The organism is Klebsiella sp. X13 (assembly GCF_003323835.1).
Taxonomy (GTDB): Bacteria; Pseudomonadota; Gammaproteobacteria; order Enterobacterales; family Enterobacteriaceae; genus Klebsiella; species Klebsiella ornithinolytica.
Map to the genome: position 1 here is coordinate 1,800,893 of NZ_CP030874.1, position 19,321 is coordinate 1,820,213.

The 19,321-nt window shown below is 55.8% G+C and carries 19 protein-coding genes; 12 read left to right on the forward strand and 7 right to left on the reverse strand.

The window, feature by feature from the left end:
• Positions 1-129: 129 nt before the first annotated feature.
• The 4 genes from sbmC to cobT all read left to right on the forward strand — a co-directional run bounded on the left by sbmC (position 130) and on the right by cobT (position 3,489).
• A complete protein-coding gene (gene sbmC, locus DSD31_RS08620; protein WP_064367671.1) occupies positions 130-603 on the forward strand; it encodes a DNA gyrase inhibitor SbmC in 474 nt (157 codons plus the stop codon).
• A 112-nt stretch (positions 604-715) separates the two neighbouring features.
• Positions 716-1,774, forward strand: a complete 1,059-nt coding sequence (locus DSD31_RS08625; RefSeq protein WP_004864501.1) for an FUSC family protein — start codon at positions 716-718, stop codon at positions 1,772-1,774.
• A 168-nt stretch (positions 1,775-1,942) separates the two neighbouring features.
• Positions 1,943-2,266 carry a DUF496 family protein gene (locus tag DSD31_RS08630; protein WP_004864499.1) on the forward strand — a complete coding sequence of 108 codons (324 nt, stop codon included), beginning with the start codon at positions 1,943-1,945 and terminating at the stop codon, positions 2,264-2,266.
• A 164-nt stretch (positions 2,267-2,430) separates the two neighbouring features.
• Positions 2,431-3,489 (forward strand): nicotinate-nucleotide--dimethylbenzimidazole phosphoribosyltransferase, encoded by a 1,059-nt coding sequence (cobT, locus tag DSD31_RS08635; RefSeq protein ID WP_015583946.1) that lies wholly within the window; start codon positions 2,431-2,433, stop codon positions 3,487-3,489.
• A gap of 43 nt (positions 3,490-3,532) precedes the next feature.
• Here cobT and DSD31_RS08640 read toward each other — a convergent pair whose 3' ends face one another.
• Positions 3,533-4,642, reverse strand: coding sequence for an adenosylhomocysteinase (locus tag DSD31_RS08640; protein WP_004864495.1), 1,110 nt, complete (start codon positions 4,640-4,642; stop codon positions 3,533-3,535).
• A gap of 206 nt (positions 4,643-4,848) precedes the next feature.
• Here DSD31_RS08640 and DSD31_RS08645 point away from each other — a divergent pair, with 206 nt between their 5' ends.
• Complete coding sequence (locus DSD31_RS08645; protein ID WP_015583948.1) at positions 4,849-5,580, forward strand: HPP family protein; 732 nt, start codon at positions 4,849-4,851, stop codon at positions 5,578-5,580.
• Between the two features lie 20 nt (positions 5,581-5,600).
• On the opposite strand, the gene DSD31_RS08650 is transcribed toward DSD31_RS08645, so the two are convergent.
• On the reverse strand, positions 5,601-5,990 hold the full coding sequence (locus tag DSD31_RS08650; RefSeq protein ID WP_015583949.1) for a tautomerase family protein: 390 nt from the start codon (positions 5,988-5,990) through the stop codon (positions 5,601-5,603).
• Positions 5,991-6,106: 116 nt separating this feature from the next.
• Here DSD31_RS08650 and DSD31_RS08655 point away from each other — a divergent pair, with 116 nt between their 5' ends.
• A complete protein-coding gene (locus DSD31_RS08655; protein ID WP_015583950.1) occupies positions 6,107-7,030 on the forward strand; it encodes a LysR family transcriptional regulator in 924 nt (307 codons plus the stop codon).
• On the opposite strand, the gene DSD31_RS08660 is transcribed toward DSD31_RS08655, so the two are convergent.
• The gene (locus DSD31_RS08660) at positions 7,023-7,763 is read right to left on the reverse strand and encodes a lipoyl protein ligase domain-containing protein (protein WP_004864487.1); all 741 of its coding nucleotides are present in this window, start codon (positions 7,761-7,763) and stop codon (positions 7,023-7,025) included. The two genes, DSD31_RS08655 and DSD31_RS08660, sit on opposite strands and share 8 nt — an antisense overlap.
• 44 nt (positions 7,764-7,807) lie before the next feature.
• A complete protein-coding gene (gene shiA / locus DSD31_RS08665; RefSeq protein ID WP_004864485.1) occupies positions 7,808-9,130 on the reverse strand; it encodes a shikimate transporter in 1,323 nt (440 codons plus the stop codon).
• Between the two features lie 291 nt (positions 9,131-9,421).
• Here shiA and DSD31_RS08670 point away from each other — a divergent pair, with 291 nt between their 5' ends.
• From DSD31_RS08670 to DSD31_RS08690, 5 genes are all read left to right on the forward strand, one after another.
• Positions 9,422-9,919, forward strand: coding sequence for a putative pterin-binding protein (locus DSD31_RS08670; protein ID WP_004864483.1), 498 nt, complete (start codon positions 9,422-9,424; stop codon positions 9,917-9,919).
• A 10-nt stretch (positions 9,920-9,929) separates the two neighbouring features.
• Positions 9,930-11,852, forward strand: coding sequence for a putative bifunctional diguanylate cyclase/phosphodiesterase (locus DSD31_RS08675; RefSeq protein WP_004864480.1), 1,923 nt, complete (start codon positions 9,930-9,932; stop codon positions 11,850-11,852).
• Positions 11,853-12,061: 209 nt separating this feature from the next.
• A complete protein-coding gene (locus tag DSD31_RS08680) occupies positions 12,062-12,394 on the forward strand; it encodes a TehB family protein (protein WP_004864478.1) in 333 nt (110 codons plus the stop codon).
• Positions 12,395-12,404: 10 nt separating this feature from the next.
• Entirely contained in the window at positions 12,405-12,743 is a 339-nt protein-coding gene (locus tag DSD31_RS08685) for a DUF1869 domain-containing protein (RefSeq protein WP_004864476.1), read from the forward strand.
• Between the two features lie 355 nt (positions 12,744-13,098).
• Positions 13,099-13,932: a sugar phosphate isomerase/epimerase family protein gene (locus DSD31_RS08690; protein WP_004864474.1), complete on the forward strand. Its 834-nt coding sequence runs from the start codon at positions 13,099-13,101 to the stop codon at positions 13,930-13,932.
• Positions 13,933-13,988: 56 nt separating this feature from the next.
• Here DSD31_RS08690 and DSD31_RS08695 read toward each other — a convergent pair whose 3' ends face one another.
• The gene (locus DSD31_RS08695) at positions 13,989-15,152 is read right to left on the reverse strand and encodes a dihydrodipicolinate synthase family protein (protein WP_113990976.1); all 1,164 of its coding nucleotides are present in this window, start codon (positions 15,150-15,152) and stop codon (positions 13,989-13,991) included.
• Between the two features lie 277 nt (positions 15,153-15,429).
• On the opposite strand from DSD31_RS08695, the gene DSD31_RS08700 reads away from it, so the two are divergent.
• Positions 15,430-16,563 (forward strand): acyl-CoA dehydrogenase family protein, encoded by a 1,134-nt coding sequence (locus tag DSD31_RS08700; protein ID WP_113990977.1) that lies wholly within the window; start codon positions 15,430-15,432, stop codon positions 16,561-16,563.
• Between the two features lie 142 nt (positions 16,564-16,705).
• On the opposite strand, the gene DSD31_RS08705 is transcribed toward DSD31_RS08700, so the two are convergent.
• Together DSD31_RS08705 and DSD31_RS08710 are read right to left on the reverse strand one after the other, a co-directional pair.
• A complete protein-coding gene (locus DSD31_RS08705; RefSeq protein WP_113990978.1) occupies positions 16,706-18,367 on the reverse strand; it encodes an electron transfer flavoprotein-ubiquinone oxidoreductase in 1,662 nt (553 codons plus the stop codon).
• Positions 18,368-18,391: 24 nt separating this feature from the next.
• Positions 18,392-19,321 (reverse strand): electron transfer flavoprotein subunit alpha/FixB family protein, encoded by a 930-nt coding sequence (locus tag DSD31_RS08710; protein WP_004864466.1) that lies wholly within the window; start codon positions 19,319-19,321, stop codon positions 18,392-18,394.

A 19,321-nucleotide genomic window follows, 5' to 3' on the forward strand; every position in this document is an offset into this window, starting at 1 on the left:
GGGCGTTTTTTTTGCTCATTTTTCGCCCCCCTTCATTGGCCACTCTGTGAATCAGCGCACATACTGATGTGCATCACCTGGCTACAGTATATGTACATTTATACAGTTGTTATCACTGGTGGAGGCAATATGAACTACAGCGTGAAGTCCGTCGGCAAACGAACCATTGCCGGTTTTCATATGGTGGGGCCCTGGGAGCAGACCGTTAAGCTGGGTTTTGAGCAGCTTATGGCGTGGGTCAGCGGCCGTCAGATTCCGGCACAGGAGTGGGTGGCCGTTTACTATGACAATCCCGATCAGGTTCCACCGGAGAAGCTGCGCTGCGATACGGTGGTCACCGTAGCAGACGATTTCGTCATTCCGCCCAACAGCGAAGGGGTTATTCTCACTGAGATTGCCGGGGGAGAGTATGCAGTCGCCAGCGCGCGGGTGGAAAATCACGACTTCTCGACGCCGTGGCTGGCGTTCTTCAATAGCCTGGTGCAGAGCAAGGCGTATCGGCTGGCGGAAAAACCCTGTTTTGAGGTCTATCTCAACGACGGCAATCAGGACGGTTATTGGGACATCGAAATGTATGTCGCGGTGGAACGGGTGGCGAAATAAGCGCTTACCCCTGCAGTGGACAAGGTTTTTTACATTAGCGTACTGCTTACATTGAAAAAGCAGTTACAATTGGCCTTTGCTTCCTGCCGCCGTTTGCTTGCTGGAGAGGTCTGTGCGCGCTGATAAATCACTTAAGCCTTTCGAAATCCGTCTGTATCGCCACTATCGCGTGGTGCATGGTATTCGAATTGCTCTGGCCTTTGTCCTTACCTTTTTGCTGGTTCGTTTGCTGAATGTACCGGAAGGGACGTGGCCTCTGATCACTCTGGTGGTGGTGATGGGGCCGATTTCGTTCTGGGGCAACGTCGTACCGCGCGCCTTTGAGCGTATCGGCGGCACTATCCTGGGCTCGGCACTCGGGCTGGTGGCGTTAAAGCTTGAGCTTATCTCCTTACCCGTCATGGTGCTGTGGTGCGCGGTGGCGATGTTCCTCTGCGGCTGGCTGGCGTTAGGGAAAAAACCGTATCAGGCGCTGCTCATCGGCATTACGCTGGCGGTGGTGGTGGGCGCGCCGCCAGGGGATATGCACACCGCGCTATGGCGAAGCGGCGATGTTATCTTTGGTTCCCTGCTGGCCATGCTGTTCACCGGCATCTGGCCGCAGCGGGCGTTCCTGCACTGGCGAATCCAGATGGCAAATTACGTCACCGCCTTCAACCGTCTTTATCAGGCCGGATTCTCCCCCAATCTGGTGGAAAGACCGCGGCTGGAAAAACATCTGCAAAAAGTGCTTAACGATGTGGTGAAGATGCGCGGGCTGATTACCCCGGCGAGTAAAGAAACCCATATCCAGAAAGCCATCTTTGAAGCTATTCAAACCGTGAGTCGTAACCTGGTCTGCATGCTGGAACTGCAGATCAATGCATACTGGAGCTCGCGTCCCGGCCATTTTGTGATGCTGAACGCCCACACGCTGCGCGAGACCCAGCAGATGACCCAGCAAACGCTGCTGACGATTGCGCATGCGCTGTATGAAGGTAATCCGCAGCCGATTCGCGCCAACACGGAAAAACTCAATGATATCGTCGCCGAACTGCGCGAACTAATGAAAGAGCATCAGGGAGATAGCCTGGCGGAAACCCCGATCCACGGCTACGTCTGGCTGACGATAGAACTGGCGCGCCAGCTTGAACTGCTGTCGAATTTAATCTGCCGGGCTTTGCGTAAATAAAAACCAGATGCGCGCAATTTGCCCACAGGTTGCTTCGATTCAGCAGCATTTAGGGTTATGATAAACGTAAAGGAAAAAACATTGTCATCCGCGGCTGCTAACAGTTATGTTAGCCCTATATAGCAGTCGCTTTAGCGAATCCGAATCTCAAATATTAGGGGTGTAAAAATGGAAACAACTAAGCCTTCTTTCCAGGACGTACTGGAGTTTGTTCGTCTGTATCGTCGTAAGAACAAATTGCAGCGTGAAATTCAGGACGTTGAGAAAAAGATCCGTGATAACCAGAAGCGCGTACTGCTGCTGGACAACCTCAGTGACTACATCAAACCGGGCATGAGCGTTGAAGCTATTCAGGGCATCATCGCCAGCATGAAAAGCGATTACGAAGATCGTGTTGATGACTACATCATCAAAAACGCCGAACTGTCGAAAGAACGTCGTGACATTTCCAAAAAGCTGAAAGTCATGGGCGAAGCGAAGGTCGAAGAGTAATCGCATCGTACCTGCCCGGCGGCGGCTCTCGCCGTCGGGAATTATCCCCTCTCTGATTTATCTCCTTCTCCCGGTGGCGAACCGCTGCGTCACGCCAGCTTTCATGCGCGACGGCGTTCACGACGGGCTATGGCAAATCACCTGCAAGTGCTACGAGGAACATGATGGACAATCTTTCGGCCTTCATCGCCGACATTCCGCTGCCGGACCGCGCGGCGATGGCTCAGGCGCAACAACATCTGGATGGGTTATTGAAACCCCCGGGCAGTCTGGGACGACTGGAGGCGCTGGCAGTACAGCTGGCCGGAATGCCAGGGCTGCAGGGACAGCTGCAGCTGGCGGAAAAAGCCATTGTGGTGATGTGCGCCGATCACGGCGTCTGGCACGAAGGGGTGGCGATCTCGCCGCAGGCCGTTACGGCGATTCAGGCGATAAACATGACCCGCAAGAATACTGGCGTCTGCGTGCTGGCGGCCCAGGCGGGCGCGCAGGTGCATGTAGTCGATGCCGGTATCGACGCGGATCCGATCCCTGGTCTGGTGGATATGAGAGTGGCGCGCGGCAGCGGTAATATTGCCCGCACGGCGGCAATGAGCCGGGAACAGGCGACGGCGCTGCTACTGGCCAGCATTCGCTATACGCGAGAACTGGCGTCGCAGGGCGTACGCGTGTTCGGCGTTGGCGAACTGGGGATGGCGAACACCACGCCGGCGGCGGCGGTCGTCAGCGTTCTTACCGGGAACGACGCGCAGGATGTGGTGGGCATCGGCGCTAACCTGCCGGTCTCCCAGCTGGGACACAAAGCCGATGTCGTCCGTCAGGCGATTGCTGTGAATCAGCCGCAGGCCGACGATGGTCTTGACGTGCTGGCAAAAGTCGGCGGATTTGATTTGGTGGGGATGACCGGTGTGATGCTGGGTGCCGCCTCCTGCGGACTGCCGGTTGTGCTGGACGGTTTCCTCTCCTATGCCTCCGCACTGGCAGCCTGCCGTCTGGCTCCAGGCGTGCATTCGTATCTGATCCCTTCACATCTGTCGGCGGAAAAAGGGGCGCGTATTGCGCTGGAACATCTGCAGCTGAAGCCCTATCTGGATATGGATATGCGGCTGGGAGAGGGGAGCGGTGCCGCGCTGGCGATGCATCTTGTGCAGGCGGCGTGCACCGTATTTAACGAAATGGGCACCCTGGCGGAGAGTAATATCGTGCTGCCGGAAAGCCGCTAAGCCAGATTCAGGGCGACGGCCGTCGCCCTGAATTTTTGCGGATTTACAGCGCTTTTTGCCATACGCTCTGCGGCAGCAGATAGACATTCGCTTCCGCGTTCATGCCGTCCGTGACGATGTGATGAATCCCGCTGGCCATGACGGCGAGGGTTACGTCAAAGGCGTTCAGGCTGTCACCAAATCCCGCAGTCAGGTTCAGCATTGAGCCGTTGGCCATCAGGTAGACGGTTTTATCGCCCACCCGGTACGCATTAATATACGGCATCACCTCATCGTGGCTGAACTGACGCAGGTAGCCGCAGTCGATCTCTTCCGCAACGTGGCCGACATTGAGAATAAAGACGCCATCTTTGGCGTTATCCAGCGCCGTACTATTGACCACTTTTTTTGCACCGGTTGCCGTAGCGACCACATCTGCCGAGGCGATGGCATCCTGTAAATCAACAACATGCCAGCCATCATAGGCCGCCTGCAGGCGACGGGCGGGATCGATCTCTGCCACCATCACCTGTCCGCCAAAGGCTTTTGCTGCGGCGGCAACGCCTTGTCCCACCAGACCGTAGCCAATGACCAGCACTTTCTTCTCATGCAGCGTCAGGTGAGTCGTCTGGAAGAAGGTGTGCCAGGCCGTGAGACCCACCATATGGCGGTTATGCAGTCCCTCTTTAACCGGGAGATCGTCCCAGTTAAAGATAGGGTAGCCGGGACGAATATCGCCCAGGCGGCTGACGCCGGAACCGGTTGCTTCCAGACCGGCGACGATGTTGCCAAATTCCCCGCGCTGGTGCAGCAGGGTGGTGATATCGGCGCCCATTTCACACAGATGGGTCGGGCCCCAGGCGATCGCTTTTTCCCAGGACTGCTGCCAGTCGGCATCGCTCATATCGCGCCAGGCGCAGGCTTGTGCACCGCGCTCTACCAGCCAGGCGACAACGTCGTCCTGAACGGTGGTGGGGTTACAGGTGGTCAGAAAGACTTTCGCTCCTTTCTCCAGTATCCCCTGCACCAGCGGAATCATTTTCATATCCAGATGCATGCAGCAGGCCAGGCGGACATGGCTCAGATCGGGAAGGGCGGCGACCTGACGCAGCGTGCGCGGCATATTCTGGCTGGCCCATGCCACGTCTTTCACTAAATTTGTCTTATTATTCACTGTATTGTGACCTTCAATCCGTAGAGTGGGTTAAATCCCGGTGGGGAAATGATTCTAACGTAGTGTCCCGGGATCACATAACGGCGGCGCATCGCTAAATTCAGGGGGGGGAGGGAAGTAGCCCTTCGAAAGATATGGTTGTTAAAATATGGTTAAAAAATGAAAATAAAATATAAGTAATTTATATGACGTGAGTGAGCCGTTCGATGTTAAGCGTTTTACCGACCGCACTGTTTTCGCGGGTCCGCATTTTTCTTGGCCGATTAAAGCCGCATGCTCTGCCCGTTGCCCGAAAACATATCCTCATCGGCTCGATAGGTGCCGGTACGGGGCTGGCCGTCACCAGTATGTTCAGTCACTGGCTGCTGGGTGAGATGAATCTGTGGTTTATTGCGCCGATGGGGGCCTCTGCAGTGCTGCTGTTCGGCGTGCCGAGCAGTCCGCTGGCGCAGCCGTGGTCAATCGTCGGGGGGAATGTGGTTTCGGCGTTGATCGGTGTTACCGTCGGGATGTGGGTGCCTCAGCTTGCCCTGGCCTGTGGTCTGGCAGCCGGACTGGCTATCGCCGCCATGTACTTCCTCCGCTGTCTGCATCCGCCCGGCGGTGCCGTTGCGCTGACGGCTATCCTCGGCGGAGCGGGCGTACACAGCGCGGGATACCACTTTGTGCTGACGCCGGTACTGCTAAATTCGGCGATGCTGGCGCTACTGGCAATCATCTTCAACAACCTGGTCGGGCGCCGCTATCCCCACCCTCTGGCGGCTGAAGAGGTCAAACCCAAGGTTGTGCCGCTGGGGATCCCGGTGACTCGTGAAGATATTCATGCCGCATTACTCGACGGTCAGTTCCTTGATATTGATGAGGATGACGTGCAGGAACTGCTGGAAAACATCGAGCAAAAGGCACGTATGCGGATGGCCGCCGCGCCGAAAGCATAACGGCACGGGGCCCGGGAAGGTTAAAGCTCTCCGGTCATATATTGGGCGACGCCGCGGCCAAAACTCCAGTCGCCTTTCTGGTTACCGATCATGGAAATCATCAGGTCATCAGCGCTGAGTCCGCAATGTTCCTGCAGCTCAGCGAGCAGGGTGGCATAGAAGAGCTGCTTTTGTTCTTCGCTGCGCGGGCTGGTGTACACCCGCACGACCAGCAGCTTGTTGCTGCGCGTGAATCCCAGTCCGGTATCCTCAATCACCATATGGTGGGCCTTGTTTTCGTGAACAATCTGGTAGCGATCGCGCTCCGGCACTTTAAACGCATGAATAACCGCGCGATGTGCGGCATCCAGCAGAGTATTAAGTTCGCGTTCGCTACGGCCTTCAATCACATCAAATATCAGTAACGGCATGGCAGGTACTCCTTACTTCCGCGGTTGGTAAGCTGACTTCCGCGATGCTAATCCATGTTCTGCCGGGCAAAAACCGCTATAGTGGAATTCATTGTTTATACAGGTGAACAATCGAGATGAATGAGATTCGCCCGGAGAGTTACTGGACCCATCTGTACTGGCTGACGGTGCTGGAAGAGCAAAAAAGCTATACCCGCGCCGCGGAAAAACTGGCGGTCAGCAAGTCGGCGATCAGTCAGAAAATTAGCGAGCTGGAACGGATCACCGGCAAAAAGCTGGTGCATCGCACGACGCGGAATGTGACGCTCAGCGAGGATGGCCTGCGGCTGGTGGCGGAGCTGAACGAACCTTTCGGACAGCTGCGCGATATTTTTGCCGGTACCTGTGATGAAGGCGGGCCGCTGCGGGGAACGCTACGGGTCACGGCGCCGGTCGCCTTTTCCCGTCAACAGCTGGTACCGGCGATTACGCCATTTTTGCACCAGCACCCGCAGCTGCAACTGCAGCTGGAGGTGACCGACCGGCTGGTATCCCTGGCCAGCGAGGGATTTGACCTGGCGATACGTCACTGCCGCCGCGAAGCGTTGCCGGAGACCCACGTGGCCTGGCCGCTGTGCAGTACGGCGACGCTGATCGTCGCCTCGGCAGAGTATATCCGCCGTTTTGGCCGTCCGGATTCCCCGGAGACGTTGCGCCATCATCAGTGTCTGACCTATCCGCGCGGGGCGCAAAGCCCGCAGTGGACGTTCGAGTCCAGCGAGCAACCGGCCGAACGGGTGAGTGTCAAGGTTCATGGCCCCTTCGCGACCAACAATAGCGAATCGCTTCGTGATGCGGTGCTGGCAGGGCTGGGTATTGCGCTGCTGCCTGATTTCAGCGCCCGGGAGGCCATCGGCCGTGGGCTGGTGCAGGAGTTGCTTCCTGGCTGGCGGCCGGTCGAGGTTTTCGCGCCAAATCTGTACGTTATCCGCCCCTATGCACCGCGCGTATCACGCGCGGTAGAGACATTCAGCCACTATTTGAAGCACACCTTCAGCTGAACAGCGCCAGCTGTTCCGCCAACGCCTGGTGAAAGCGGGGAAGTAACTCTGTTTCGCCGGGCAGCAGCTGCGCCAGCGTCACGGTTTTATCAGCACGATAGACCCGGCCACTGTTGAGGCGGGCTTCAAAATCGTTCGCGGCCTGATGCGCGCCGATCAGATCGGTATCCACTAAAATCACCGCATGCGCCAGGACAACATGTCCTCGATCATCGGCCAGCGGTCGCCAGTACTGGGCAGTACCGACAATTTTGCGGGCATGGTCACCCTCGCCGCAGGCCAGATTGTAGCGCCCGTCGCAAAATGATCCCGTCACCGCCTGATAGTGACTCCCGACGCCAAACGTTGCCAGCGTGCGCTGAAGTAGCCCGCAGAGCTGCTGATAGATAGGTTCTGCCGCTTCGCCCAGCGGTTGCGCGATAGGCCAGGCGAGGCTGAGATTGATAATCCCGGGGCCCTGCGGGACCAGTCCACCGCCGGAGCGGCGAAGCCACACCGGCCAGCCGCGGCGGGAAAAAAGCGCGCTGACGGCGCTGAGCTCACTGAATTTGCGATAGCTGCCAGGCACCACCAGTCCTTGCGGCGCCTGCCAGATCTGCGCCACCGCATCGCCGCGGCGGGCCTGTTCAAACAGCGGCTGCTCAGCCAGCGTCGGGTCAGGGCAGTAGAGCAGCGGTAGCGGCTGGGGATGAAACTGTGCGGGCCAGCAGGCCGGGCGGTTGTCCTGAATCATAAGGTCTCCATGTACGCGGCGGTTCCCCGGCGCGTACCGCGCAATCAGGGGTGAGGGGTCTTTTTCATCAACATGGCGGTGACGGCAGAGAGCAGACAGCCGCCGGTCAGGTAAATCGCCACGCTGTGCCAGGAGCCACCGGAGAAGGTGACCAATGCCGCGGCAATAAATGGCGTAAAGCCGCCGCCAATGACGCTGGCGACCTGATAGCCGACGCCGGCCCCGCTGTAACGATAGCTGGCGCCAAACATCTCGGTGAACATCGGTTGCTGAACGCAAACCACCATATCATGGGCGATATTGGCCAACATCAGGGCGAAAAAGAGGATCCAGAAGTACGACTGACTCTCCAGCGCCATAAAGAACGGGAACGCGCTGAGCGTGCCGATTAGCGCACCGGTAATGTAGATCCGCCGGCGGCCAAAGCGATCCGCAAGCCAGGCGAAGCAGGGGATTGTCAGACAGCTAATCCCACCGACCAGCAGGCCGATATTAAGGAACAGTTCACGCGGCAGGCCGAGGTTCTGCGTTGAGTAATTCAGGGCGAAGGCGGTGACAATATACATGGTCAGCAGTTCGCACAGACGCAGGGCGATAATCAGTAAAAACGCCCCGGGATGACGAAACAGGGCTTCGACGACCGGCAGGCGCTTTTTGGCCGTTTTCAGCTGCGCTTCCTGCTGCTGATTTTCAAATTCGGCGGATTCGGCCATGCCGTTGCGGATCCACAGCGCAACTAACACCAGCACCACGCTGAACAAGAACGGCAGGCGCCAGCCCCAGCTGAGAAACTGCTCGTTGGTGGTGTTGGCGCTGATCAGCGAGACCAGGCCGGTGGAAAGCAGCAGACCCACGCCGTAACCCACCTGAACTCCGCTGCTGTAGAAGGCTTTTTTATTTTTGGGCGCACTTTCTACTGCCAGCAGCGCCGCGCCGCCCCATTCTCCGCCGACGGCGAAGCCCTGAATAGCGCGTAGGGTGACAAGCAGCACGGGGGCCCACCAGCCGATTTGATTGAAAGAAGGGAGCAGACCAATGCAGGCGGTCGCAATCCCCATCATCCAGACGGTCATCATCAGCATCCGTTTGCGGCCGAGGCGATCGCCGAAATGACCGAAGATAATGCCGCCGAGGGGACGAAACAGGAAGCCGACGCCGAAAGTTGCAAAGGCGGCCAGCGTACCCATTGCCGGGCTAATCTGCGGGAAAAATTCGCGGTTAAAAACCAGCGCGGCGGTAATGCCGTAGAGTAAAAAATCGTACCAGTCAACCACCGCGCCGGCAAAGCTGCCCCAGGCCGCTCTTCTGGCGCGATTGAGTGAACATGTCTCCTTGCCGGGGCGGGAGGAAATAAGCGTTGAGTCCATACCTGTCCTGTCTGTTGCCGTGTTTATCATTATTGGAATGAGACGCAGTCTTAGCGGCGTCTGTACAAAGACTACCGCGCTCCAGGATGAGAGAAAAGATTTTTACCGAAAGTGCTGCCTTAATGGCAAAAAATGTGCTTTTTATCGTCAGGCGTAAACACAGGTTCAGAGTGTTCTGGAAAGAGAAAATATTTTTAATCGAGAACCTCACAACCCGCTGCTGACGTCTTTTAAGAATTGACCTTAATGGTTTACAATTAACTTATCTCCAATTCCGGAATGGTGAGCTAAATGCGTCTACTTTTCGCAGTTTTATTTTGTGTTATGGTTTTGCCTAATGCTTTTGCAGAAAAACTGCCTGCCCCTACGGGGAAGCCCGTTTTAACCATTTCCGGCTTGATTGGAAATACAAATGCAGGCGATACCGCGGTTTTTGACCTGGCGGCATTAGAAAAACTGGGGATGGAGACCATTGTCACCACCACGCCCTGGTACTCAGGAAAAGTGCGCTTTGAGGGCGTTTCCCTTAGCAAACTCATGGATTTAGTCGGTGCCAGAGGCAAGACGGCCAAGGTTATTGCCTTGAACGACTATACGACGATGGTCCCGCTCGATGATTTTCGCCAGTTCCCTGTTATCCTCGCGCTAAAATTAAATGGCGAATATATGCACATCCGTGATAAAGGCCCTTTATTTATTGTTTATCCGTACGATAGCAGCCCTGAACTGCAAAACCAGGTTTATTATTCCCGTTCAGCGTGGCAAGTTTCAAAAATTATCATTGAGTAAGGGTTTGATCTTGAATCGAATACTTACCGGGATTATTTTGTCGCTGTTCATCATCACCGGATACATTACCTATCTGGTGCATGAGCGGCAAAGTGAGTTACAGAAATTAACCCGCTATACGGACTCCTGGTCAGTCGCCCAGATAGTATCCGAGTATATGCGGCTGGAGTCGAGTTTAGGCGCATTCGCACTTGGCGTGGAGAGCGCTGACCGCGATCAGGTACGTCTGCGCCTGGATATTATGTTGAGCCAGATTGAACTGTTGCAGCAGGGCGAACTGAGGAATTTTATTCATAAAGATGCCGGGCGCCAGGCTACCGTCGATACGTTGTTCGCTATTTTGCAGCAGCTCGATAGCGGGCTGGATAAAATGACACCTGCTCAGATTAAGACGGTGTTAGGCAAAATGAGAGAGATTGACGGCCCGATGACCTCGCTCGCCTCCACCTCGCTGGTGCAGGGGATTGACGTTGTTAATCATACTCACGATAAAATTCAGAATCTGTATTACATCTATTCAATTATCTCCATCCTGTTGATTACAACCTGTATCACGTTGGGCCTGTTGATGCTGCGGCAGAATAACAATCTGCGGCGTGCCCATGTGCGAATGAAGCTGCTGGCCGACGATCTGCAGCTGTCAAAAGAGAAGCTGCAGGTGCAAAACCGCCGTCTGCAGTACGATGCTTACCATGACTCGCTGACCGGTATGCCGAATCGGCTCTCCTTCTGGCAAAAGTTGCAGGAAATTGTCAATCAGGTCAGGCCTTACGATGGCTGTGCCGTGGTGATGCTTTTCGACCTCGATAATTTTAAAGATGTAAACGATACGCTGGGCCACGATTCCGGCGATAAACTGCTGCAGGAACTGGCCAGCCGCCTGTCGTTTTTCCGTAAAACTGCGGAAACGCTCTATCGTCTGGGAGGCGATGAATTCGCCCTGATCTCCTGTGACCTGAGCGAAGAGATGGCGCTGGAACGGGCGATGGTGATCCGGGAAAAAATCATCCAGCCCTATCAAATCTATGACTCGATGATCAACATCGATGCCTGCATCGGCATCGTGCTTTCCGATCGCGAAACGCGCACCGATTATTTATATAAATGTGCCGATCTGGCGCTGTATGAGGCGAAAAAAGAGGGCGCAGGTACCGTCAAGGTCTTCCGCGCCGGCATGCTGCAACGTCTGCAGGAGAATAAATCGTTCGAGGATGATCTGCTGCAGGCGCTCGGTAATGGTGAATTCCGGGTGTATTACCAACCGATAGCCGACACGGTCAGCGGTGAAATTTACGGTTACGAAGCGCTGGTGCGCTGGTTCCATCCGGTACGCGGCGTGGTTCCGCCGAGCACCTTTATTCCGATTGCCGAGAAAACGGGCATGATAAACGCCCTCGGCGAGTGGGTGCTCAGCACCGCCTGCGAAGAGGCGGCGCGTTGGTCATCGCCGCTTAAGGTCTCGGTAAACGTGTCGCCTATTCAGTTGATTAACAGCTCGTTGACCGATGTGATTGTCAGCGTATTGAAAAAAACGGGCCTCGATCCGCATCGTCTGGATCTGGAGATTACCGAGTCGGATGTGTTCAATGAAAACACCCGCTCTTTAGAGATTCTCAGCCAGCTGCGTGAGCTGGGGATCCAGATTTCGATTGATGATTTTGGTACCGGCTACTCGTCATTGTCGCGGTTGAGCTATTTCCCGTTCGATAAGATAAAAATCGATCGCTCGTTTGTGATTAATATTCCGCTGCAAAAAGACGATCTTGATATTGTGCGTCTGATCATCAGCATGGGAAAAAGTTTACATATGCGTATTGTCGCCGAAGGCGTCGAAACAGAAGAACAACTCCATTCGCTGCAACAATTAGGTTGCGATCTGGTTCAGGGTTATCTAATTGGTAAACCCGGCCCCCTGAACACGCCGGTAAAATAAATCATCTTCTCTCCTGTCTTATCGCGGATCTGATTCACAGGTCCGTCCATTTTTATATTTCAGAAAAACTAACCCTTATTGAGTATTAACGGGGGTAGAAAATTCTCATCTTTAAAAATAATACCCTTAGTGATTAAAAGGGGTATATCATATGCAACATATTTCACCGTTCCCACCGCACGCAAGGGTGCGGAAAGCGAGGCCGAATCATGCAGCGAATTATTATTCCCACCCACTATGTTCATACGCGAACTACGCCCCTGTGGACTACAGAGACGGCGCCCGCCTCTATCTGGCAGCGGCATCTTGATGCCGGAACCCGGCAGGGAGTCTATCCCCGTCTGGCTGTGATGCAGGGGGCTATCCGCTATTACGGCTATGCCGATGAGACCAGCCCGCAGCCGGTGGAAACGCTGACCATTGAAGCCGGACAGTTTGGCGTATTTCCGCCGGAGAAATGGCACCGAATTGAAGCATTGACTGAAGACACCGTCTTCAACGTAGATTTTTATGTCGATCCTCAAATTCTGATAGAGGGATAAGGCTGCACGTATGAACAACGAAAATAGAGGTTATTCACTGGCTGTTGCTAATGGCAACAATAATGACAGACAAGAGAAAGTCTATTTGAAGCCGATGGCGCTATATATTCCCGCCATGGCCGAGCAGGCGCTGGCAGAACTTGTTGCCCCGCTGTCGTCTGACAATAGCCAGGGGAAGGGGTTCACGCTGTCGGTGACCAATAATAATAATGGTGTATCGGTGGATAAAGAGTTTGCCTCCCTGAATGAGCTGCAGGCGCCGGGGGTGGCTGCCGATGCCGTCAAAGATCTGATTAATATCGTGCGCGGTTATGAATCGGATGAAGAGACCAACGTCTGCGGCTGGTAGTTTACAAGCGAAATATCGGGCAGACACCCCGGGTGTCTGCTTTCTTCACCGGCCAGCCCATCTTAGCTGGCGGTATTGTCACTTCCGCTCTTTCCGCTGTCACCTGAAAAGCAGCATCTGACGCTCCTTCGGATCGATTTTCGTACGACAAGCTTATTGTCCCGGCACGGATCCGTCGCCTGCCGTTCCCTCGCTTTATGCGCGTTCTTATTTATAAATATAACTAACTAGTTGGTTATGTGATTGCTGTCGTATTTACCCAACATATTAATTTCTATAATGCTTTGTTGAGAAAAATGATGCTCAACTTATCTGGTTTAACGTTTTTCAGGCACAAAACACTGAGGTCACAGAGATGAGTCAACCCGACAGCCGTAAACTATCCCTCAATACCGCCACGGTGCGGGAGAAATGGACACTTGATCAGATCATTGAAGGCTGTGCCCGGCATGAGATTCGCGGCATTGCGCCCTGGCGCGATCAGGTCCAGGCGCTGGGGCTGAAAGAGTCCGCACGTCTTATCCGCCACCATGACCTGCTGCTGAGCGGCTATTGTCGCGGCGGTATGTTTCCCGGCAGCACCCCGGAGGAGCGTCGGGAGAAGGCTCTGGATAACCGGCGGGCAGTGGATGAAGCTCTGGAGCTTGGCGCACCTTGCCTGGTGCTGGTGGTCGGAGGGCTGCCTGCGGGATCGAAAGATTTACTCGCCGCCAGGCAGCAGGTGCGTGATGGGCTGAGTGAACTGCTGGACTACGCGCGCCCGCTCGGCATGCCGCTGGCGATTGAGCCCCTGCATCCGATGTACGCCGCCGAGCGCGCCTGCGTAAATACGCTGGCCCAGGCCAACGATCTTTGCGACGAACTAGGCGACGAGGGGCTGGGTATCGCCGTGGATCTCTATCACACCTGGTGGGATCCGCAGTTTCAGCAGCAGATTGAACGGGCAGGCGTCGATCGGCTGTTGGCTTTCCATATTTGCGACTGGTTAGTGCCCACTACGGATATGCTGCTGGATCGCGGCATGATGGGGGACGGAGTTATCGACATTCGTAGCCATCGCCAGGCTATCGAGGCGCTGGGCTACAGCGGTCTGCACGAAGTGGAGATATTCTCCCGTAACAACTGGTGGCAGCGGGACCCGGATGAGGTGCTTGCTATCTGCAAGCAGCGGCACCGCGAATTTGGCTAGGGGAGGGGGTTCCCAGAGCGGTGACTCTGGGAAATAAACGCCTCGTCGCATAATACTCAGAGGCCATAAACCGTCAGCAGATTTTTCATTCGCCGGGTAGCCAGCTGCGGATCTTGCAACAGACCGGCCTGGTCCGCCAGGCGGAAAATTTCGGCATAGTGGCTAATCTCGCGTGCCGCCTGCATGCCGCCGGCCATCGAGAAATGACTCTGGTGACCGTTGAGCCAGGCCAGAAATACAATGCCCGCTTTGTAATACTGCGTCGGCGCTTTAAAGATTTCCCGCGACAGGGCGACAGTGGGGTTCATCAGCCGATAGTATTCCCCGCTATTGCCCAGCGCCAGTTCGTTGAGTGCGGCGGCGGCTACCGGGGCGATAGCGTCGAAAATACCTAACAGCGCATGCGAGTAATGGCCATCCTCTCCGGCAATCAGTTCGGGATAGTTGAAATCGTCGCCGGTGTACATTTTCACCTGTGAAGGCAGGCGCTTACGGAAGGCGACCTCTTTTTCTTTACTCAGCAGCGAAATCTTAATGCCTTCCACTTTATCAACGTTGTTGGCGATGATCTCCAGCACGGTATCCGCGGCGGCGGCATAATCCGTCGACCCCCAGTAGCCGGCTAACGCCGGGTCAAACATCTCTCCCAGCCAGTGGAGGATAATTTTATCCTGGCTTTGTTCCAGCAGACGGTTATAGACGGCAAGATAATCCTGCGGCGTTTTTGCCACTTTGGCTAAGGCCCGGCTGGCCATCAAAATGATTTTGCCGTTATGTTGTTCGACCAGTTCCATCTGCTCTTCATAGGCCGCGATAACCTGTTCCAGCGTGGTGGCGTGGGCCGCCTCCAGCTGATCGGTCCCCACGCCGGCAGCAAGATCGGCACCGGGTACGGTTTGCGCCTCTTGCAGCGAACGGATAATCAGCTCTTTGGCGATCTCCCAGCTGACTCCCATGCCGCGCTGGGCGGTGTCCATTGCTTCGGCAATATTAAACCCCAGTCGCCAGAGATGGTGGCGATAGGCCAGCGTCGCGTCCCAGTCTATGCGCGGATTGTTCAGCCAGTCCGCTCCCTGATGCCGCGGGTCGATCACCACGTGGGCGGCGGCATAGGCGATACGGTTAAACGCGGGGGTGATAACCGTCGGACGTTCTTCTGTGGTCACGAGCGGATAATTCGTCATGATCCCTTGTGGGGTTGGCAGGTGAATGCTAAGCATATTGACTCCTCAGTTAAGTATCTATTTAGTTACTTTTAGGTGTACTTTTTGCCCGCGGAAAAGTCAAGATACTCACGACTAAAGTGATAAGCCGGGCAGCGAATGGTGAGCTGACCGCTGCCTGTGATTGCAATATTTGTCGATTGGTTAACAACAATTATTTAACTGGATTGACAACCATATTTATCCAATGTAGTAACTATCTGGTTATTTAATTAATGTGTTCGAATGTCGTGAGAAACAGACGGCATGACTAATAGCTGGCAGGAGGATGACCATGTATTTGACTGAAACCCATCAACAGATCCGCGAGATGACCCGTAAGTTTGCCGACGAAGTGATTCGGCCTCAGGCGGAAGAGCTGGACAGAGAAGAGCGCTTTGCCGCGGAGATCTACCAACAAATGGGGGAGCTGGGGCTGTTCGGTATCACCGTTCCGGAAGAGTATGGCGGCGTCGGACTGGATGCGGTGGCCTATGCCGTGGTGATGGAAGAACTGTCGCGCGGTTACGCCTCGATTGCCGATCAGTGCGGCCTGGTCGAGCTGCTGGGAACGCTGTTATCAAAATACGGGGATGATGCGCAACGCGCCCAGTGGCTGCCGGGCCTGCTGAATGCCTCGCTGAAAGGGGCCTATTGCATCACCGAAGCCGGGGCCGGTTCCGATGTCTCAGGAATTAAAACCACCGCGACCCGTACTGCGGATGGTTGGGTGATGAACGGGAGTAAGCTGTGGATCCATAATGCGCCGGTGGCCGATGTGGCCTTTGTGCTGGCGCGCACGGATAAAGAGGCTGGTCACCGCGGCATGAGCATCTTTATTGTCGATTGCTCCCGCGATGGCGTCTCCCGTGGCCCGAAAGAGCACAAAATGGGTCAGCGCTCATCGCAGGTGGGCGAACTGCATTTCAACCAGGTCAGACTGCCGGCACACGCGCTGCTGGGGCCGGAAAACCGCGGCTTTCACATTATGATGAGCGTGCTGAATAAAGGTCGGGTGGGCATCGGCGCGCTGGCAGTCGGTATTGCCCGCGCCGGGCTGGAAGCGGCGATTGAGTATGCGAAACAGCGCGAACAGTTCGGCAAACCGATTGCTGATTTCCAGGGCGTGCAGTTTATGCTGGCGGATATCGCCAAAGATACCGAAGCCGCTCGTCTGCTGGTGCACAGCGCGGCCTATAAAATTGACACTGACGCCGCGGATACTTCGATTGCCTGCTCGATGGCGAAATGCTTTGCCGGCGATGTTGCGGTGCAGCACAGCGGCAATGCGGTGCAAATTTTTGGCGGCGGCGGCTATATTCGCGGCGTGGAGGTGGAACGCCTGTACCGCGACGCCAAGATAACTCAGATCTATGAAGGGACTAACCAGATTCAGCGCATGATTATCGGTCGCAATTTACTGGCGTAATCCTCTGTTACCCGGAAGAACAGGCACTCCAGACGGGGTGCTTTTTTTTGCCTGTCACCGGCATATAGCGGGAAGGGGGCAGAACGCAGGTAAAGCAAACCCCGATAAAGAAAACCCCGGCGCTGCCGGGGTAAAGAACTGATCACATATTCGGGTAGTTGGGGCCGCTGCCCCCTTCGGGCACCGTCCAGACGATATTCTGCAGAGGATCTTTGATGTCGCAGGTTTTACAGTGCACGCAGTTTTGCGCATTAATCTGCAATTTAGGCTTTCCGGCAAGGGTGATGATTTCATAAACCCCCGCCGGGCAATAACGCTGGGCCGGTTCAGCAAAACGCGGCAGCGTTTCCCGTACCGACAGCTCAGGATCTTTTAACCTGAGATGGCAGGGCTGATCTTCATCGTGCGACGTGTTCGCCAGATAGACGGAGGAGGGCTTATCAAAACTCAGCTGGTTATCCGGTTTGGGATAGTTAATGGGGGGGCTTTGTTCCGCTGTCTGCAGCTGCAAGTGATCCGCTTGACGGTCATGCAGCGTGAACGGTAGCTTACCTTTGAACCAGTTCTGATCGATATAGTTAAGCGCCCCGCCTGTCAGCGTACCAAAGCGGTGCAGCAGCGGGCCAAAGTTACGTGACTGGCGTAGCTCTTCCCCGAGCCATGATTGATGAAACGCCTGCGCAAAATCAGCAAGGTCCCGTTTGTCATCGGGGGTTTGTATCAGCGCCCGATAGACCGATTCAGCGGCCAGCATCCCGCTTTTCATCGCCGTGTGGCTTCCTTTAATTTTGGCGAAATTGAGCGTGCCCGCGTCGCAGCCAATCAGCAGCCCGCCGGGAAAATGCATTTTGGGCAGCGCGTTGATACCCCCTTTGGTGATGGCGCGCGCGCCGTAGGAGAGACGTTTTCCGCCGCTGAGGGTTTCGCTAAAGGCCGGGTGATGCTTCATACGCTGAAACTCATCGAACGGGCTTAAATAAGGGTTACGGTAGTTGAGATCGACAATCAGCCCGACGACCACCTGATTATTCCCGGCGTGGTAGAGAAAACTCCCCCCCGATGCGCCGTCGCTCAGCGGCCAGCCGGAAGCGTGGATAACCTCTCCGGGGCGGCTTTTTTCCGCTGGGATCTCCCACAGCTCTTTAATACCCAGCGCGTAGTGCTGCGGATCCCGGCCGGCATCAAGTTGATAATTCGCGATCAGCTGTTTGCCCAGATGACCGCGGCAGCCTTCGGCGAACAGCGTATATTTCGCCAGCAGGTTCATACCCGGGGTAAAACCGGGTTTTTCTTCCCCCCGGGCATTAATCCCCATATCGCCGGTGGTGATGCCGGCGACGGCGCCGGCATCGTCATACAGGATGCTGGCGGCGGCAAAACCGGGGAAAATATCTACTCCCATCGCTTCTGCCTGGCGGGCCAGCCAGCGGCAAAAATCCCCCAGGCTAATGACGTAATTACCCGCGTTATGCATTGGGGCAGGGATAAAAGCCGCCGGGATCTTCCACGCTTTTTCACCATCGCGCAGCAACAAGAGTTCATCTTGCGTCACCGGCGTGTTCAGCGGTGCGCCGAGCGACGGCCAGTCGGGGAAGAGTTCGTTGAGCGCCCGGGGTTCGAACAGTGCTCCGGAAAGAATATGCGCGCCAACCTCAGCCCCTTTTTCAATGACGCAAACGCTCAGCTGACGTTGTTCCTGCTGCGCCATTTGCATCAACCGGCAGGCTGCCGATAGCCCGGCGGGTCCTCCACCGACAATGAGGACGTCAAATTCCATCGTTTCACGTTCCACCATAACCTCCATCTTTTGTTGCCTGCCCCATGCTCATCACAGTTTCGCGACCAGCTGCGGCACAATCTCAAACAGATCGCCCACGAGGCTGTAGTCGGCGATTTTGAAAATTGGCGCTTCTTCGTCGCTGTTGATCGCCACGATGACTTTGGCATTGCTCATCCCGGCCAGGTGCTGAATGGCCCCGGAAATACCCACTGCGATATACAGCTCCGGCGCGACAATTTTTCCGGTCTGCCCGACCTGCAGATCGTTGGCGACCATCCCGGCATCGACCGCTGCGCGGGATGCGCCGACGGCGCCGTGCAGTTTGTCGGCAAGCTGTTCGATCAGAGCAAAGTTTTCGCGGCTGCCCAGCGCGCGACCGCCGGAAACCACCACGCGGGCGGTAGCAAGCTGCGGGCGATCGGATTGCGCCAGCTCTTCATGAATAAAACGGGATAGCGGCTGGTGAGCGACGCCGGCGACCTGCTCAATGGGCGCGGCAGACTCGCTTTCTTGCGCTGCCGGGAAGCTGGAGGCGCGCAGGGTCATGACCACCTGCGGGTCGAGACTCTCAACGGTGGCGATTGCGCTGCCCGCATAAACCGGACGTTTGAAGACCCTGGGGCCGACCACTGCAATCACGTCGGAGATTTGCGCGACGTCGGCGAGGGCCGCAACGCGCGGCAGGATGTTTTTCCCGTTTGCGCTGGCGACGGCGAGCAGATGGCTGTAATCCCCGCGGAGCGAAAGCATCAGCGCGGCGACGTTTTCGGCCAGCTGATGTCTAAAGGCGCTATCGTCAGCGAGCAGCACTTTCGCCACCCCGGCAATGCGCGCAGCCTGTTCCGCCACCGCGCGGCAGTTTTCGCCCGCCACCAGCAGGGTCACCTCGCCACCCAGCTCCCGGGCGGCGCTGACCGCATTTTTGGTCACTGCGTTGAGCTGGTTATTGTCATGTTCGACAAGGAGTAAAGTAGCCAT